The organism is Mucilaginibacter sp. AK015, from assembly GCF_014200785.1.
In the GTDB taxonomy this organism is placed as follows: Bacteria; Bacteroidota; Bacteroidia; order Sphingobacteriales; family Sphingobacteriaceae; genus Mucilaginibacter.
Map to the genome: position 1 here is coordinate 905,175 of NZ_JACHCV010000001.1, position 16,256 is coordinate 921,430.

At 43.6% G+C, this 16,256-nt stretch carries 16 protein-coding genes; 7 read left to right on the forward strand and 9 right to left on the reverse strand.

The genetic code is table 11. The features are described 5' to 3' along the window. The first annotated feature begins 33 nt into the window (after window positions 1-33). The gene (locus HDC91_RS03950) at window positions 34-1,092 is read left to right on the forward strand and encodes a PAS domain-containing sensor histidine kinase (RefSeq protein ID WP_183548638.1); all 1,059 of its coding nucleotides are present in this window, start codon (window positions 34-36) and stop codon (window positions 1,090-1,092) included. Window positions 1,093-1,154: 62 nt separating this feature from the next. On the opposite strand, the gene HDC91_RS03955 is transcribed toward HDC91_RS03950, so the two are convergent. Then, a complete protein-coding gene (locus HDC91_RS03955) occupies window positions 1,155-1,622 on the reverse strand; it encodes a hypothetical protein (RefSeq protein ID WP_183548640.1) in 468 nt (155 codons plus the stop codon). Between the two features lie 225 nt (window positions 1,623-1,847). Here HDC91_RS03955 and HDC91_RS03960 point away from each other — a divergent pair, with 225 nt between their 5' ends. The 4 genes from HDC91_RS03960 to HDC91_RS03975 all read left to right on the forward strand — a co-directional run bounded on the left by HDC91_RS03960 (window position 1,848) and on the right by HDC91_RS03975 (window position 4,008). After that, window positions 1,848-2,792 (forward strand): manganese catalase family protein, encoded by a 945-nt coding sequence (locus HDC91_RS03960; RefSeq protein ID WP_183548642.1) that lies wholly within the window; start codon window positions 1,848-1,850, stop codon window positions 2,790-2,792. Between the two features lie 206 nt (window positions 2,793-2,998). Beyond that, window positions 2,999-3,247 carry a hypothetical protein gene (locus HDC91_RS03965; RefSeq protein WP_183548644.1) on the forward strand — a complete coding sequence of 83 codons (249 nt, stop codon included), beginning with the start codon at window positions 2,999-3,001 and terminating at the stop codon, window positions 3,245-3,247. After that, window positions 3,244-3,630: a YidH family protein gene (locus tag HDC91_RS03970; RefSeq protein ID WP_183548646.1), complete on the forward strand. Its 387-nt coding sequence runs from the start codon at window positions 3,244-3,246 to the stop codon at window positions 3,628-3,630. The genes HDC91_RS03965 and HDC91_RS03970 overlap by 4 nt, the downstream gene beginning before the upstream one ends. A gap of 3 nt (window positions 3,631-3,633) precedes the next feature. Further along, window positions 3,634-4,008 (forward strand): hypothetical protein, encoded by a 375-nt coding sequence (locus HDC91_RS03975; RefSeq protein WP_183548648.1) that lies wholly within the window; start codon window positions 3,634-3,636, stop codon window positions 4,006-4,008. 72 nt (window positions 4,009-4,080) lie between these two features. Here the strand turns inward: HDC91_RS03975 and HDC91_RS03980 are convergent, their stop codons facing one another. From HDC91_RS03980 to HDC91_RS03995, 4 genes are all read right to left on the reverse strand, one after another. Next, window positions 4,081-4,851, reverse strand: coding sequence for a Ku protein (locus HDC91_RS03980; RefSeq protein ID WP_183548649.1), 771 nt, complete (start codon window positions 4,849-4,851; stop codon window positions 4,081-4,083). A 13-nt stretch (window positions 4,852-4,864) separates the two neighbouring features. Continuing rightward, window positions 4,865-5,116 (reverse strand): hypothetical protein, encoded by a 252-nt coding sequence (locus HDC91_RS03985; protein ID WP_162432108.1) that lies wholly within the window; start codon window positions 5,114-5,116, stop codon window positions 4,865-4,867. 66 nt (window positions 5,117-5,182) lie between these two features. Beyond that, a complete protein-coding gene (locus HDC91_RS03990) occupies window positions 5,183-5,770 on the reverse strand; it encodes an alpha-ketoglutarate-dependent dioxygenase AlkB (protein ID WP_183548651.1) in 588 nt (195 codons plus the stop codon). Continuing rightward, complete coding sequence (locus tag HDC91_RS03995; protein ID WP_183548653.1) at window positions 5,758-6,003, reverse strand: hypothetical protein; 246 nt, start codon at window positions 6,001-6,003, stop codon at window positions 5,758-5,760. Before HDC91_RS03995 ends, HDC91_RS03990 begins: the two co-directional genes overlap by 13 nt. Window positions 6,004-6,285: 282 nt before the next feature. Here HDC91_RS03995 and HDC91_RS04000 point away from each other — a divergent pair, with 282 nt between their 5' ends. Then, window positions 6,286-7,323: a heme-binding protein gene (locus tag HDC91_RS04000; protein WP_183548654.1), complete on the forward strand. Its 1,038-nt coding sequence runs from the start codon at window positions 6,286-6,288 to the stop codon at window positions 7,321-7,323. Window positions 7,324-7,379: 56 nt separating this feature from the next. Here HDC91_RS04000 and HDC91_RS04005 read toward each other — a convergent pair whose 3' ends face one another. The 4 genes from HDC91_RS04005 to HDC91_RS04020 are packed head-to-tail and all read right to left on the reverse strand — an operon-like array spanning window position 7,380 to window position 15,097. Further along, a complete protein-coding gene (locus HDC91_RS04005) occupies window positions 7,380-10,718 on the reverse strand; it encodes a DUF5107 domain-containing protein (protein ID WP_183548655.1) in 3,339 nt (1,112 codons plus the stop codon). Window positions 10,719-10,733: 15 nt separating this feature from the next. Beyond that, complete coding sequence (locus tag HDC91_RS04010; protein WP_183548656.1) at window positions 10,734-12,089, reverse strand: sugar porter family MFS transporter; 1,356 nt, start codon at window positions 12,087-12,089, stop codon at window positions 10,734-10,736. A 15-nt stretch (window positions 12,090-12,104) separates the two neighbouring features. Continuing rightward, a complete protein-coding gene (locus HDC91_RS04015) occupies window positions 12,105-14,066 on the reverse strand; it encodes a glycoside hydrolase family 97 protein (RefSeq protein ID WP_255476652.1) in 1,962 nt (653 codons plus the stop codon). Further along, window positions 14,063-15,097 carry an aldose epimerase family protein gene (locus tag HDC91_RS04020; RefSeq protein ID WP_183548658.1) on the reverse strand — a complete coding sequence of 345 codons (1,035 nt, stop codon included), beginning with the start codon at window positions 15,095-15,097 and terminating at the stop codon, window positions 14,063-14,065. Before HDC91_RS04020 ends, HDC91_RS04015 begins: the two co-directional genes overlap by 4 nt. Before the next feature lie 243 nt (window positions 15,098-15,340). Here HDC91_RS04020 and HDC91_RS04025 point away from each other — a divergent pair, with 243 nt between their 5' ends. Further along, entirely contained in the window at window positions 15,341-16,237 is an 897-nt protein-coding gene (locus HDC91_RS04025) for an AraC family transcriptional regulator (RefSeq protein ID WP_183548659.1), read from the forward strand. The last annotated feature ends 19 nt before the right edge of the window (window positions 16,238-16,256 follow it).

Sequence of the window (16,256 nt, forward strand, 5' to 3'; positions counted from 1 at the left end):
AAAACCCTATGCTATACAATGTGTTACTGATAGATGGAGTCGACTGTTTTTCATGATCTAACAGAAAAGTCATCTGTTGCGAGCTTTGTATTTAACATAAATACCGGGAAGTTTATTTACGCCAACCCGGCTTTTGCGTCCTTAGTGGGAGCCAATTACGATGAACTAACCCCCAATCACCTTTCAGAAATTATTCATCCGGAAGATCGTGTCTACGCACAAAAAGCGCTTGCTGATGTGCTTGGCCACACGTTAGCAAACTACGTTCAGTTGCGGATATTAGTAAATAAAGAGATAAAATGGGTAAGGATAACCGCCTCACAGGACAAAGACAAAACCGGTGACATGTTGCTTTACGGCAATGTGGCAGACATAACCTCGGAGCTGCAAAACCAGCTCGGCTTTGAAAAATATGCGAATAAAAAAGATGCCATATTAAACATACTTGCGCACGATTTGGCCGGCCCGTTAAGTGTCATCAATATGTTAGGTTCGTCTCTCAGGTCATCGATCCACGATCCGGCCGACATCACCCAGATAGATAATATAATCAAAATTAATACACAGGCGATCGCCTTGATAAGAGAATTCACGGCGCGTGAATTTTTAGAAACAGCCGACATCACGTTGGCAAAAAAACGGGTCAATATCGCGCAGAAAGTGCGGGAATATGTAGAAGAATATCAAAAGTCGATTACCGATATTAAGCGGACATTTAACTTTTTCACCTCGGCGGAAAATATTTTCATAAATGTAGACGAACCAAAGTTCTTTCAGATATTAAACAACTTAACCACAAACGCATTAAAGTTTACAAGCGATAACGGCGTAATAACCGTAAGCGTAATAGATAAAGGCGACGTTGTGCAATTTTCGGTAAAGGATGATGGCATAGGTATCCCCGAAAAATATAGGGATATTTTATTTGATAAATTTACCGACGCAAGTAGAAAAGGACTGCAAGGGGAACCTACTATTGGATTGGGAATGTATGTTATTAAAAACATTATTGATTGGCATAATGGTACGTTATGGGTAAATAGCACAGAAAATAAAGGAACCACTATATTTTTCGAACTTCCTAAAATTTAGGTTGCACGGTACAGGCTACCTACTTATGTCACAGCTAACGGGCATGTACTTCCCTACTTCAACTACCCTAAAATATAGCCGATAATAAGTGCCACAACTATTAACCCCCACCATAAATATTGCAATGTTTCAAGTTTGGATAACCTTTTCTTAAGGTCTGCTATCAGCGCTTCGTTTGACAGCCTAAGGTTTTGCAGGCGCATGTTTTGTTGCTGAAGTTTGGCAAGGGTGCCGCCAACTTCTACCGGTTTTTGCTGCTCCTGATGATAACGTCGTAGAAAGCCACCGCTTTTCAAAAATTTTTCGCCTTTTGGTTTTAGTACCAGCTTTTGCGGCAAATCATAGGGCCCGTGTTCACCAGTGCCTTTCACAAGCCCTTCGCGTATCAATATCTGTATCATAGCAAATGCCGCCGACTCGTCCTGATCAAAAAGTAACATCACCTGATCGCGTGTAAGGCTATCCGGTACGCCAAAAGCTTCCAGCAGTGTGTCCAGCATTTCGCACTCATACTCATTCAGATCAGTCATGTGTGCAAATTTCGTAATATTTCCATTAGCTTAATAATTTTCTTAGATAAGCTGTCAGGGTATAGAGCCCCGGGCAACATTAAAAATGGCATGTTGTTAGATACAGGTATGATCGTTGAAGACAAATCCGAAAGATGATTAATTTTTAATTAACTATTTTCAAAAATATGAAACATATAGGCTTTCTTATAAGTTGTACATATACACCATTTAAAATGAAAAACTATGTTTCACCACGTAAAAGACCTACAATTTAATGCACGGGTGTCGCGCCCCGACCCGTATTTCGCCAACCTGTTATTAGAACAATTTGGCGGCGAAAATGGCGAGTTGGCTGCGGCAATGCAATATTTTACCCAGGCTTTTGGCGCTAAAATGCCACATCCGGATAAATATGATATGCTGATGGATATAGCTACCGAAGAGTTTAGCCACCTGGAAATTGTTGGCGCAACAATTCAGATGCTGCTAAAAGGCGTAAACGGCGAATTAAAAGACGCCGCTGATCAATCAGAGATCATGCAGGTTATGGACGGTAAGGCCGCTAAAGAGAACATTATACACCAGGCACTATCGGCAAACCCGCAATTCGGCATCATCACCGGTGGTGGGGTAACGCCGCGCAATAGCCAGGGTATTCCGTGGTGCGCAAGCTACATCCACTCCAACGGCGATTTGACAGTGGACCTGCGCAGCAACCTGGCTTCAGAGTCGCGTGCTAAACTGGTTTACGAACACCTGATGAAGTTTACCGACGACCCTTATGTGCACGAAAGTTTATCGTTTTTGATGACCAGGGAAGTGGCGCATTACAAGATGTTTGAGGCCGCGCTTAATGATATTCAGCCAAACTTCCCACCCGGTGTATTGGCATCTGACCCCCGCTTTACGCAGCAATATTTCAATTTGTCTAACGGCGCCACTGTACGCGGCCCATGGAACGAAGGAGAAATGCCTGACATGGGGAAAGAATGGAACTATATTGCTGATCCGCTGGCTTATGTGCAGGACACACAAGGTATAACCGCAACGGATAAAACACTTGATAAAGAGCTGAAGCAAGCCCAAAAGCTGGATAAGGAAATGAGCGAGATGCGAAGTACTGAAGTTAAAAACAGCGAACCTGAGGGTGTTTCGGAATGGAGCAACTACAACGCTCCCAAAAAATAAATTTTGTCAGTAAGTTATGCCAGTATTAACCGGCTTTTAAATGGCAAGGGCCGGGTTTAATTACCCGGCCCTTGCCTGTATAGGTTGTTGAGTTTACCAAAACCTATAGGCTTGAGTGAGGACCAGTGACCCGAACAACATTAATAGTTCATTGTTGCACGAGTGGCGGGCTTGAGCAGGAGGCATTACGTTTATTGGATTAGGAAATGAAACTTGGAGCACAATTATTAGCATTATTAGCCAAGGTGTATAAACCTTCGAGCATGATTGAGACTACGTTTCAGCGGTATGATATTGCGTTTAAAACTGATGAGCAAGGCAGGCCAATTCTTTTGTATATTGGCAGAAGAGAACCCGGTGGCAAAATAAAAGGGGAACGATTTGCCAGGCGACTATTAACTACCGCCGATGGCTTAATTATTAAAGATCACTGGGACAATAAAGGCAAGGCATGATAGTTGAAAATAACAAACAAAAAGGCGGTGTTGGCGATCATCTGGCTAACGAGCGCACCTTTCTTGCGTGGATCCGCACAAGCATAGCGTTAATGGGATTTGGGTTCGTAGTGGTCAAATTCTCGCTTTTTGTGCGGCAGCTTTCATTGGTGGTTACCGGCCACAATATTACGCCGGTTAAAGGCTTTTCGGGCGTTATAGGGGTTTGCCTTGTGGCTATAGGGGCCGTAGCGGCCGTTATTGGTTACCTGCGCTACCGCCGGGTTGAAAAACAGTTGCTCAACCAGGCGTTTCATCCGGAGTCGGGTTTGTTGCTTGCACTTACACTGGCCGTTATCGGTGGCAGTTTGCTGCTGTTATACTACCTGTTGCCAAACTTATAGCCAATGAAGAAAAAAAGTTACAAGATAACCTTTAGTTTGCAGGAGGGCTACAAACCGGGCGCAAAGGTCCACCGGATCAATTTTGCCGCACGGATAATTAAGGAATGGATGACAGACCGATTAACTGATAAACAGCCGGTGGTTAGCGGTCTTTTACAAACGGGTACATTGTTTTTTCCTGCCAAAGATACCGCGAATGGTATGGTTACCGTATCGCCCACGGCGATATTTACCGGCGAGCTTTCTTCAACGGAGGGCATTAGCCGCAAAAATAAAGAGGTGAAACAAACGCTGGAATCGCTGGCCGTGGTGCTTAAGGAGCGGCTTAAACAAGAATCGGTTTTTATAGTTTACCGCGATACAAATTGGTGTGTGTAATAACCCTATAAAATGGCTAAACAGCTGATTCGTTCAATCTTTTTTTTAGCGGCCGCGTTCGGTTGAATAATGCTAAGCTCCTTTTTTTACTTGCAAGCTGCTCATTAATTGATCGTACAGGTCATTGCTTTTTGTAGCTTTTGGTTTAAGTTTCTTTATAGTTGGGCGTTTACCTTTCGCCTTAGCTTCAATGATCTTCAACAGCTCGTTATGGTATTCATCCTTATATTTTGAAAGATCGAGCGGTTCGGCGTATTGGTTTATCAGGGCCAGCCCCATATCCAGTTCTTTTTTACTAACCGTGATCTTGCTATCCAGGTTTAAGTCGCTTTGGTCGCGTATCTGCTGCTGGAAGCGAATACGGGTAACAACAATATCCTTTTCAACAGGGTGTACAATACATAAACTTTCTGTGCTGCGCAGTACAAATCTGGCTAATCCGGCTTTACCTGATTTTTTCAGGGCCTCTAAAAGCAACGCGTAGGCCTTGTTGTTTTTTGTAGCCGGTTCGGTATAGTACGAAGTTTCGTAATACATAGGATTAACCGAGGTCAGATCTACAAAGTTTTCAATTTCTATAACCTTACTTTTTTCAGGTGCAGCGGCCTCAAAATCAGCGGCCTCTACAATTACATAGTCATCATCATATTTATATCCCTTAACTATTTTATCATAAGGGACTTCTTTCTTTGTATTTTCGTTTACCCGCTGAAATTTGATGTGTGCGTGGTCTCGGCTGTCCAGCATATCCAGGTCCAGCGAAGCAGTTTGCACTGCAGAAAATAATTTGACGGGTATGCTTACGAGCCCAAAGCCAATAGAGCCTGTCCAGATCGATCTCATAATCTAAAAAAATTTAGTGATAACGCTGATGAGGATGATGAGCTTCAATCTGATCAGCAAGTAAGTGCAATATCTCTTCGTCCAGGTTTCCTGGGTTTTGGCAAATGTGAAGGCATTGCTGCGCGTCAGGTTCAAAACTGGCTACAAATTTGCCGGCTTCAAAAATTTTGAATTTACAGCTCATCTCATCATGGTGCAGGTATTCGCCTACTTCAAAATGATGAATTTGCTTGTCCTTACTGATTGTGATCGGATAATTCTCCATAGTTCAATCCTCACACAAATAACTGTTAACCTGCGTTTTTGTTTTTGCAGGCAAAGCATCGCATGGTTAGATAACAAGCCTAAACGTTAAATTGATACGTGGCCTCATTGGTTTGGCGGATTTGGCTATACGGTGCTCCCACTCCTCCTGCAATCCTGCTTTCATCAACAGGAACGACCCGTGCTCCAGCCTAACCGAATAATGTTCCTTATGATCTGCCTTTCTACGGATGTCGAAACTACGTACCTGGCCAAAACTTACAGATGCAATAACAGGTTGACTGCCCATAATACTTTCTTTATCACTATGCCAGGCAACTGAATCATTCCCATCCCTGTAATAATTAAGCAGCACGGTATTAAATTTTATGCCCGCCAGGGGTTCAACCATTTCACGGATTGCTTGCAGGTCCGGCGTCCAGGGCAATGTGCCCGGGATACGTTGGGTATCGCCATACCAGCAGGTTAAACGGGGTGTAAGGTATTCTTTGTCCCAAAGTTTTTGCGTAGTTTGCTTCCAGGGCGTTTCCTTTATAAATTTTCCCAATAAATGGTCGCTTGTTTTACGGTCAATCAGGCACGGCTGGTATTCCAGTAATTCTTTGGGCAAACCCTTACTTTGGCCGCCATAAGTAAAAAAACTTAACTGCTCCATAACACCTCCATATTATGCACAATAAATTTACCCAATTGTTCCTGTTCGATAACGGCTAACTGCTCACCGTCATATATCCAATAACCATCCTGATCAAATAAAATGCGGCCCAGAGAGATGTCGTCAAAGGCCGTGAATAAGTTATAAACCAACGATGCATCAGTGCATTTAATATCCTGAATAACTTTTATCACTTCATCAGGTCCGTTTTTCCGTTTGATCCAGGCGTTCATATTACAAATGTAATAACTTTTACTAAAATACTAAAAATATTAGCATAATGTTCACTGAGCAACAGTCATTAAATAGAACCATTACCTGAAGGGTTAAATCGCCCTGGCAATATGGCTATAAACACCTTTTTTTCAATCATTTAAACACAATAACAATTTACTTAAGTAGATTTAGGAACCTAATACTATGGCATGCCTTCACAATTACTGTTGCCGGCTGTTGGTGTCGCTATACCATTAGTTGTTCTGCTCACAATTTTTTAACCTTAAACTGAACAATAAATGACTGAAAAACTTAACCGGTTTGGCATGGGCGCAAGCTTTGTACCTGCCGAAACCTTAAATGAAATAGACCTTGGGCCTTTAAAACAACTGGTAGGCGAATGGGAGAGCGTTATATTAACGCAAACTGATGAAAAAGGTGTATCTAAACCGCTTGCAAGCGGATGGAATGTTATTTCGGTACCCGGTGTGCCTAAATTTACCTTCGAGGTTATCCCTTATAAAGAAAACCTAAAGTTTTCTACCGTAGCGGTGCATGCCGGTAACCGGGGACCTGTACTAAACGGAACGCAGTTTGATCAGGAAATATTCGGTTTGTTTTATGAACAGCAAATAGTGAGTATGTGCGATACCGACTTTTGCAACAGCAGGGGCTTTGGAAAAGATACCGTTATACACGCCGAAACCGGCCTTCTGCTTTATGTAAGCAATATAAATGGTGGTTATAATATCGCGCGGTTGGGTACTATCCCCCATGGTAACGCCATTCTGGCGCTCGGGAAATCGGCGCAAGCAAACAACCCGGGAACCGATTTTTTTGAAGTAATATCTGCCTTGGGCGTAAACCTGGATGGCAGCATACCTGCCATGCTTGGATACAATGACCAAATAAGCGGCATACCGCAATTTGCCGAATTTCAACAGGTGCACCCCAACACATTTCTGAAATCTACTTTAGATACCATTGTTGGCAGCGGTTCTGTTACAGATATGACCGTCTTGAGCATGTCTACCAGCCACCCCGATGCAACAGGCGGTATCCTCAATATACCTTTCATACAATCTAATGTGACAGCTACTTCAATGGATGCCACATTTTGGATAGAAAATATTTCCGGTGGCAGCGAACCTGAAATATTACAATATTCGCAGACCATCAACCTGGTATTCCCATCCACAGGTACTGTAACACCTATCATTTGGCCGCATATTACTATTAGCACTTTAAAGCGAATGCAACCACAACCTGAAACAAACGAAACGCTAACATTATCTGCCCAGGCGCAGAGTAATACACCTGGCGTACCTCAGTTATAATACAAGCAGCAAGTTTTCAAGCGGGGGTATTTTACAAACCTGCTTGAAAACGCTTGTCATCCGGATACTTCGGTTACGTGGGGGATCATGTTGTTATGTATTTTAGCGCCCAAGTGCCCGGCTTCAAGGTCAAGCACTTGTGCAAAGCACGTTTGCGCCAGATTGTATTGTTGTATACCCAAATAACCCAAACCTTGTAAAAAGTGGCAATGCACACGATTACGCATGTTAAGGTCGTCCTCAAATATCAGCAAGTTTGGTAATGATACGGCAAAGTAATCGATCTTCACATCATCATTCATATGCGCTTCGCCATAGCTTATCAGCTTTTTAAATATCCGGTTTGCCCCTTCTGTGTCTGCAAGGCTTTTTTTGGCTAACGCCTGATAAAACAATTTATCGGGCTGTTGATCATTATAAAATATGGCGGCTGTTGCTTCTTCTGATCCTACAGCTGCTTTTTCAAAACATATGTTAGCCCGCTGCTTTTGCTGTAATTGTTCATAAGCGCAGCCCAACCAATACAAAATATCATTTTCGCGCGCGCCATACAATTTCCCTTCTCCCAGATTATGCGGATAAGTTTGTGCTTCGGTAAGATTTTGTATAGCATCGCTGTAATCCCCTTTTTTGATTTTACTTTTAGCGATCTCTACCAACGCTAATACATATTGGCCAGATACCTTACCTTCCCCTCCCTCCCAGGGGTGAAACTGCCGTTGCATGATCAAATCGTAAGCCTGTTGGTGCCAACCACAAAAATTGTATAAAGTTACCCGTTCCAGATACAGGTCGTCCCGCTGCTCTACCAACTGTAGGTTCGCTTCTAAAAAGTCGAGCCGTGTTTTTGGCGCGCGATTCAGCTTTTTATAAAGCTGATCGAGTTCCATAAGTACGCGTGCATCCGTGGTATCCAAACTAAACGCCTTTTCAAAACAAGTAAGCGCTTTAACTGCGTTATTACGCTTGTTATAGTATGCTATACCCAGGTTACGAAACACTGTCGGAAACTTATCATCAAGGACTGCAGAAGTTTCCCACGCGGCAATAGCGTCGTCATATTGCAACTTATCGTAAAGCAGGTTACCCAAATAGTACGGCGCCCGGGCATCCGCCGGGTTCACTTGCGACGCTAATTTAAGCACCGTTATATCCTCTAATCGGTCCGGGAAACACAAGTAAGAGTTTGCAGCTGAAGCTTGTTTAAAATAAGCCATTGCCTGGCTGATATTACTCAACTTATATTGAAAATAGCCCAGGTAATAGTAAACCATGGGGTTAGTGTTTTCCCCATTTACCGCATTTTTCAATAATTCAGTCGCCTCACCAAATAAACCTGCAGCAGCATAATCAAGCGCATATTCAATAAAGTTTTGATCATACCCTCTGGAAAGCTTTATCAATTGTTTTAAGATAAGGTCCCTTTGCTCCTCTCTGCCCGTTTCTGCGTAACTGCAGGCTTGTTCAAACAAAGCGCCCAGATTAAACGGATCGCGCTTAAGAGCGGCTGCCGATGTGGTAATGGCTTCTTCAAATTGCTGTAATTTACGATACGCCGCTGACCTTAAAACGTAAGCTTTACTATTATTTGCGTTTCGGTCAATTGAGGCTATAGTATGATCAAGTGCCAGTTGGTAATCGTTATTGATAAGGTCTATCTGTGCTACCGAAAAATAACCGCTGTCTTTCCAGGCGTTGCTCCAGGTGGCTTTATAAAAAGCTTTATACGCTTCATTTAACCGCCCCATAAATTTAAGTGCCAAGCCAAGGTTGTAGTAGCATTCGCCATCATATGGATTGGGATTCCGCTGTGTGCTGGTGTCTATCGCCGTACGAAAATAAGCCTCGCTTTTAGCAAATTGCCCCCGGCGCAAATACCATAGCCCCAAAGCGTTATTACTGCGGATATCCTTAGGATCGCGGCGCAATGCTTCTTCGTAATAAGGCACGGCGCTGTAAGTGGCATGACGGTACTGTTCCAAATGCTGGCCGGTTAAAAACAACTGTTCATTATTTTCAATATCGGCCGGTTGCTGCGCTGGTTTGGCCGGCTGTGGCACCTCACTCAACTCATTATCTGCGGGATTGTACGCTATCAGCATTGTACCCTTATCAGAATATATTTCAACGGCTACCTGCCGTTCATCTACACCACCGGCATAAACTTGTTTCTTGTAAACCTTTTCGGGGGTAATGCTCGTTACCTCGTCAAGCAACAGCGTACTTTTATAATTTAATTTAATGCTGATATTATTTTGTATACCTGTGGTATACACCTTAACATCTATTACATCGTCCAAAACATCAAGTGCTATTAACAAATCCTTACTGGCATTTTTTATAACCCCCAGCTCGCGATAAGGCATAAAGTATTGAGTAAAATGCTTTTCCTCATTTGGCATCAGCCAGGTAAAATCGGGCTGGTTATCTGTAAACATGCCCGTCATCAGCTCAATATAAGGTCCGTCCTCGTCAGTCAGGTTCCTGTCCCAGGCCAGGCCAAAATCGCTGTGGCCCCATGTCCACTGCTTTTTCCCGGGTGATACGTGATGATTAGCCACGTGCAATAAGCCTGCTTGCGTATCGTGCTCATAACCGCCCACAAAATCGTAATTAGAATTGATGGCCATATACGAGGTTGGCACCGGGATATTTTTGTACCGCGATATATCCGTACCCGGTGAGTAATCAACTTTATAATAGGTGCCCGTAGCAATCGGGAAGGTGGAAACATCACGCTTACCGTGGTCAAAAACAGCGTTCACATCCGGCGGGAAAACCGACTGGTAATGGTCGTTAACCTTAACCGCGGGGTTTGCCCACCACAAAAAAGTTTGCGGCAGTGCAGAGCGGTTATACAATTTCGCCTTTATTTCGATGTATGCCTTATCCGGATGTAAGGTGTATCCTGCCATCCCCTTGGTATGAAACATTCGTTCCACTTCGTTAACCAATACCGTTTTACTGCCATCAGCATTTTCTTCGATCTTGTAGTCAACCGGCTCAAATGTGCTGGGGCGGTGGTGCTGCGGCCAGTTAAATTCTATCCCGCCTGATATCCACGGCCCGGTAAGGCCCACTAATGCCGGCTTTATTACCTGGTTATAATATACAAAATGCCTCTGTTTTATTTTATCGTATGCCATTTGGATACGTCCGCCCAATTCAGGTAGTATCAGCACCTTCAGGTATTTATTTTCCAGGTAGAGGCCAATATATTCCTTATCCTCTTTCTCGTCGTAAATTTTTTCGATAACCGGGTTCGGATATACTTTACCGCTGCTGCCCTGGTAAACCCTTTTTTCAAAAAACATTGGGTTCTTATCCGGTTTGCCAATACCATATGTAGGTATAATCACCTTCTCTTCCCAAACGTTCACATACAAATTGTTCATGTATATAATGTTATATTAATGCCTTATTAAATTTTCTTCAAGTTCTTCGAGCGTTTGCCCTTTGGTTTCCTTCACTTTGATTTTTACGAACAAAAACCCTGCGAAACATATTGCCGCATAAAGGTAAAATGGACCGTAAGCGCCCAATATTTTCGCCAGTATCGGAAACGTAAATACCAGTATAAAGTATGCTCCCCATAACGATACAATGGCCACCGACGAGGCAACACCGCGAATTTTGTTGGGGAATATCTCTGAGATGAGCACCCACGTTACAGGTGCTAACGATATGGCGTACGTGCTAATGGCCAGCAAAACAAATATGGATACCAGACCCGCCGGGAAATGGTTTTGCAGCAGAAAGGCCAGTATGATATATAATACCGATAAACCAACGGACCCATACAGCATTAACGGGCGGCGCCCAAGTTTATCAACCTGCCACATAGCCAGCAGGGTAAATACCAGGTTTACTATACCAATGGCTACCGTTTCAAACAACTGGCGGTTTAAACTGGCACCTACCGATTCAAATATGGTTGAGGTATAATTAAACACTACATTGATACCGCAAAATTGCTGGAAAACAGCCAGTGTGATACCTACTACAACCGCCGGCCGAACGGTTTTTTCGAACACCATTGCGTACGATTGTTTGGTGATGCCAGCTAACGACCTTTCGACCGCGTTAAAAGTGGTTTCGGCAAAACCGGCCGAACCAATTTTGTTGAGTATGATCTTCGCCTTTTCAGGCTGGCCTGATTTTATTAGCCACCTTGGGCTTTCGGGCAGCCAGGTAACACCTATTAAAAATATAGCCGAGGGCACTACACCCAATCCAAACATCCACCGCCACGAATCGGCGCCCTGATCTGCTAAAAAGTAGTTAACCAGGTTAGTCACCAAAATGCCGATAACCACAGTAAGTTGGTTAATGGCAACATTCCTTCCCCTTACAGCAGCAGGCGATATCTCTGCTATGTACATCGGGCAAAGCATGGATGCCATGCCTACCCCGATACCGGCCGCAAACCGCAGTACCAGGAAGTAAGTTAATGTTGGCGAAAACGCTATGCCGATGGATGATACCGCGAAGATAAATGCGGCTATCATGAGCCCCGGTTTACGGCCGTACCGATCGGCAATGTTACCTGCAAGCAGGCAGCCTACTATACAGCCCAACGCCAGCGAGCCTGTTAAAAAACCTTCCCAAATCGGGGTAAGCGCAAATTGGGTTCGCAAAAATGGCAGCGCGCCGGATATCACGGCAAAATCAAACCCAAAAAGATACCCCCCTAACGCCGAAATAAAAGAAATGCCGATAATGTAGCGGCTATTGAATGTAATGGCTTTACCTGATGTTAATGTCATGCTCCTTAAAATTAATTATTTAGTATGCAGATAAACAACTGCTCCGCCACCTTGCATCAGTTTCAGGTTGAGTTTATTTTGGCGGTTAATGGTTATGGTTTTGTGTTCGTATTTTGACGCGTCCTTATCGGCATCCGCAGCATCAGTATATATATCGGCAATATAATTGGTATTGGCGGGCAAAAAGGACAGGTCGAGGTTAATATCCCTTGCATCCCAGTTGGTCATGGCGCCTAAATACCAGCTATCACCTTTCTTTTTTGCTATCGCGATATATTCGCCAACCCGGGCATCCAGCACACGTGTTTCGTCAAAGGTGGTGGGCACCGCCGAGAGATAACTCATAATATCAGGGTATTTTTCATACTCGGTTGGCGAATCGCATAGCACACCCAACGGCTGATCAAAAATTACAAACATCGCCAGCTCGTGGCAGCGGGTACCTTGTGTGGAGGGCAGCCCTTGGGCAATTGGCTTAAAGTTACTTTTCGATCTATTACGCATCGATCCCGGGGTATAATCCATCGGACCGGCCAACATCCTGATAAAAGGGATAAGGGTATGGTGTTCAGGATTGGTAGTATAATCCCACTTAGAACATTCTTGCCCGCGCACGGCCTCGTAGTTTACAATATTAGGATAAGTACGTTCCAATCCGGTTGGCTTGCTGCAGCCATGAAAATCAACCATCAGGTGCCTTTCCGCTGCCTTTTTTGCAATCAATTCGTACCAGCCTACTGCCTGCTGATCGTCGCGGTCAAAAAAATCAACCTTAAAACCCGCGGCGCCAATACCCATAATGTAATTTAAACTGGCATCCAGGTCCTTCAGGATCGACGATGCCACACACCACACAAAAACACCTACTTTTTTCTGCTTCGCATGCTGTATAATATCCCTGATATCCGACCGGCCCGTGGGTTTCCGGACATCATAGTTATCAGACCAACCCGCATCTATCAGTAAATATTCCAGCTTGTTCTTGGCAGCGAAATCAACATAATAGTTATATAATTCTGTACTGCGATGGTTCATACCCGATGGGATCGGCGCGTCTGGCAACAGGGCATCATGCCACCACTCCCAGGCCGCTTTGCCAGGCTTTATCCAATCGGTATTGTGCAAAGCTGAGGGCCGCGAAAGTTTATAGATCAGCTGATTGGTTAACAGGGCCTTGTCATCTTCAGTAGCAATAACTACCCGCCAGGGGTAATTTCGCTTACCATTTGTTTTTGCTATAAAGTTCTTACGAGCTTGCACTACCGATACAAAATCGCCCCAACTGCCCATTTTGGCAAACTCGGGATAAGCGGCCCATTCGCCTTGCAGACTGCCATTCTTTTTTTGAATATACATGCCCGGATAATCAAACAGATCTGCTTCGGCTACTACTACTTTCACCCCGGTTGGATAAGCGAATAATGCCGGCGTAATGGCCCTTCTCCCATCTTTGATCTGGCTGATAGCCTTATATTGAACATAAGGCAATTCCCAGGCGGTATAGTTGTCTGTTTCGGCCATTATCGCGGCAGCGGCGGGGCTAATATTAAAATCGGCCTGCTCATTTATCACCGTTACCGGGTGGGCAAAATTTGTTACAAACCTATAAGCCACCCCTTCGTTGTAAGCCCGGAGTACCAGTTGATAATCGCCGTTAAAGGTTACGGTTAACTCGTTATAGTTATCATTAAGGGTAGTCTGCTTGCCATTTATCGGGTGTATCAGCCTTCTTACGGTCGCTTTTTTGATGCCGGAAACTTTTGCTGCGGTACCCAACACATGGGTATCAAGTTTCATGGAAATAGCGGAGGGCAATACCGCAGCAGTACCCTTATAAGTAACTGAATACGTTATACTGTCGTTCACCTGTAAATCCATTCTCAGGTTATTATCGGGTGATGTTACGGTAGAATGTTGTGCAAAAGCGCGGCTAATCAATGCAGAAAAAATTAAAAACGGTATGATGGATCTCTTCATAATAAGCCGAACTTGAACCGGATGTTTTGATTATAAATTTGGTTGGGCCCTAATACCGCTTGTGGAAAATTGCAGTGATTGATACTATCAGGGTAGTGCTGGCATTCCAGGCAAAGTGCACCAAATGGTTTTGCCGGCTCGCCGGTATGTGTTGGTGCGGTGCTGGTTAAAAAATCACCGGTATACAAAAATATACCCGGATAATCGGTGTAAACCTCTAATGTACGGCCTGACGCACCGTCAATTAACCTGGCAGTGGGCGCCATGGTTCCGGCACTTTCATTTTCATCGGCAACGTAGAACAGGTTTAAGCCTTTTATGCCGGCATCGCTAACCTGGAATTTATCGCACAGCCTGTTATTATTAAAAGCCCTTGGCCCGGCCGGAATAACTGCGCCACTAACGGAATGGTCGGGCCACGCGTGCAACACCAGCCCACTATTTATGGTAAGCTTATGATCCTGTATATCACGCTTAAATTCCGAAAGATTAAAATATGCATGATTGGTAAAGTTCGCTATGGTATCTTTATCTGTAGTTGCCTGGTAATTTACCAGCAACTCGTTATTGTCGTTCCAGGTGTAAGTAACCGTTAAGGCAAGGTTACCGGGAAAACCGCCATCGCCATCGGGGCTGGTAATAGCCATTTGAACGCCATTATCCGTAACCGATGATTCGAACACCCGGCAATTTAATCCACTTTTACCGCCATGGTTACAATTTTCACCATCATTATTATCCAAATGATAAATATGACCATTAATACTAAACTTCGCTCCGCTAATTCGGTTAGCGTAACGCCCGATAGTTGAACCTATGTAACAGGTATCGCTAAGATAGCCTTCCAGGCTGGGGAAGCCTACCACTACATGCCCCAAAATCTGCTGCCTGTCGGGCACTACAACAGATACCAGGGTGGCGCCATAATTGGTTAGTTCTACATACGCCCCATTGTTGTTCTGTAACCGATATAAAAATACAGGGACATTATTAAGCTGACCCCACAGGCGGGACGAAATTTTAACAGCCATAATATATCCGTAGTGTTTTCAATACTTAACAATTAAACAACCATGTTATCATCTCAGCGTGTAAGCAGGCAGATCGGGTTTGGTATTCCCCGCTATTGGTTTTGGTAAACCTACCATGAATTGCCGTTAAAAAAAATGGATAAACTTTAAATTTTGATGGATAATATTATCATTTAACAAATATCAAAAATATTATTCCGCTCTCTTTTAATTAATAACTTAGCAACCGTAAACCGTTCGCTTATGAGTACTCTTGCCGAACCTAAAAAGCGTATAAAAGAAGGCTTTATTGGCCAAAGAATGATTGTTTTGCCACCAAATATAAAACGGGCAATAACAAGCAACGCTTTAATAAAGGATTTTTACCTTACGGCTATAGGTTATTACCCTAAAGCCGCCTATCACGACCGCGAACGGCGCAATGGCAGTAACGAGTATATTTTACTTTATTGCATTGATGGTGAAGGGCATGTTTATTTAAACGGATATGAACATAACCTTAAGCCCAACACCTTTTTTATTATTCCCCGTAATGTGGCGCACCGTTACAAAAGTTCTGAAACAAACCCATGGAGTATTTATTGGGTACACTTTAGCGGCCCGAATGCCGGCCTTATCTACAACCGATCGTTAGAGAACAATTTGCCGGTTGTTCAGCCGGTGCCTTATGATGCCAGCCGCATAAAATTATACGAACAGATTTACACGGTGCTTGAACATAGTTACCACGAAAAGGAAATGGAGATCGTAAATATCAACTTGCTGCACTTTATTTCGTCGTTAGTTTATTATAAACAAACTAACCCGGTTGATTATGACAACGATTTTGTGAGTAACTCCATCGCGTATATGAAAAAGCACTTGAGCACAAAAGTAGAGGTTGAGCAGTTAGCCAGGCAGCAAGGTATATCAGCATCACATTATCTGCGGTTGTTTAAACAAAAAACCGGCACCTCGCCTATTAATTATTTCAATTTGCTAAAAATCCAGACGTCTTGCCAGTACTTGTACTTTACCGATCGAAGTATAAAAGAGATCTGTGCTGATATTGGTTTTGATGATCCTTATTATTTTTCGAGGTTATTTTCAAAGCTTATCGGTATATCGCCCTCTAAATACCGTAAAACACATAAGCGATAACAAAAAAGCCCGCGTATTA

Coding starts and splice junctions, on each gene's coding strand:
- HDC91_RS03950 (WP_183548638.1), top strand. CDS start 34: ATGGAGTCGACTGTTTTTCATGATCTAACAGAAAAGTCATCTGTTGCG.
- HDC91_RS03955 (WP_183548640.1), bottom strand. CDS start 1,622: ATGACTGATCTGAATGAGTATGAGTGCGAAATGCTGGACACACTGCTG.
- HDC91_RS03960 (WP_183548642.1), top strand. CDS start 1,848: ATGTTTCACCACGTAAAAGACCTACAATTTAATGCACGGGTGTCGCGC.
- HDC91_RS03965 (WP_183548644.1), top strand. CDS start 2,999: ATGAAACTTGGAGCACAATTATTAGCATTATTAGCCAAGGTGTATAAA.
- HDC91_RS03970 (WP_183548646.1), top strand. CDS start 3,244: ATGATAGTTGAAAATAACAAACAAAAAGGCGGTGTTGGCGATCATCTG.
- HDC91_RS03975 (WP_183548648.1), top strand. CDS start 3,634: ATGAAGAAAAAAAGTTACAAGATAACCTTTAGTTTGCAGGAGGGCTAC.
- HDC91_RS03980 (WP_183548649.1), bottom strand. CDS start 4,851: ATGAGATCGATCTGGACAGGCTCTATTGGCTTTGGGCTCGTAAGCATA.
- HDC91_RS03985 (WP_162432108.1), bottom strand. CDS start 5,116: ATGGAGAATTATCCGATCACAATCAGTAAGGACAAGCAAATTCATCAT.
- HDC91_RS03990 (WP_183548651.1), bottom strand. CDS start 5,770: ATGGAGCAGTTAAGTTTTTTTACTTATGGCGGCCAAAGTAAGGGTTTG.
- HDC91_RS03995 (WP_183548653.1), bottom strand. CDS start 6,003: ATGAACGCCTGGATCAAACGGAAAAACGGACCTGATGAAGTGATAAAA.
- HDC91_RS04000 (WP_183548654.1), top strand. CDS start 6,286: ATGACTGAAAAACTTAACCGGTTTGGCATGGGCGCAAGCTTTGTACCT.
- HDC91_RS04005 (WP_183548655.1), bottom strand. CDS start 10,718: ATGAACAATTTGTATGTGAACGTTTGGGAAGAGAAGGTGATTATACCT.
- HDC91_RS04010 (WP_183548656.1), bottom strand. CDS start 12,089: ATGACATTAACATCAGGTAAAGCCATTACATTCAATAGCCGCTACATT.
- HDC91_RS04015 (WP_255476652.1), bottom strand. CDS start 14,066: ATGAAGAGATCCATCATACCGTTTTTAATTTTTTCTGCATTGATTAGC.
- HDC91_RS04020 (WP_183548658.1), bottom strand. CDS start 15,097: ATGGCTGTTAAAATTTCGTCCCGCCTGTGGGGTCAGCTTAATAATGTC.
- HDC91_RS04025 (WP_183548659.1), top strand. CDS start 15,341: ATGAGTACTCTTGCCGAACCTAAAAAGCGTATAAAAGAAGGCTTTATT.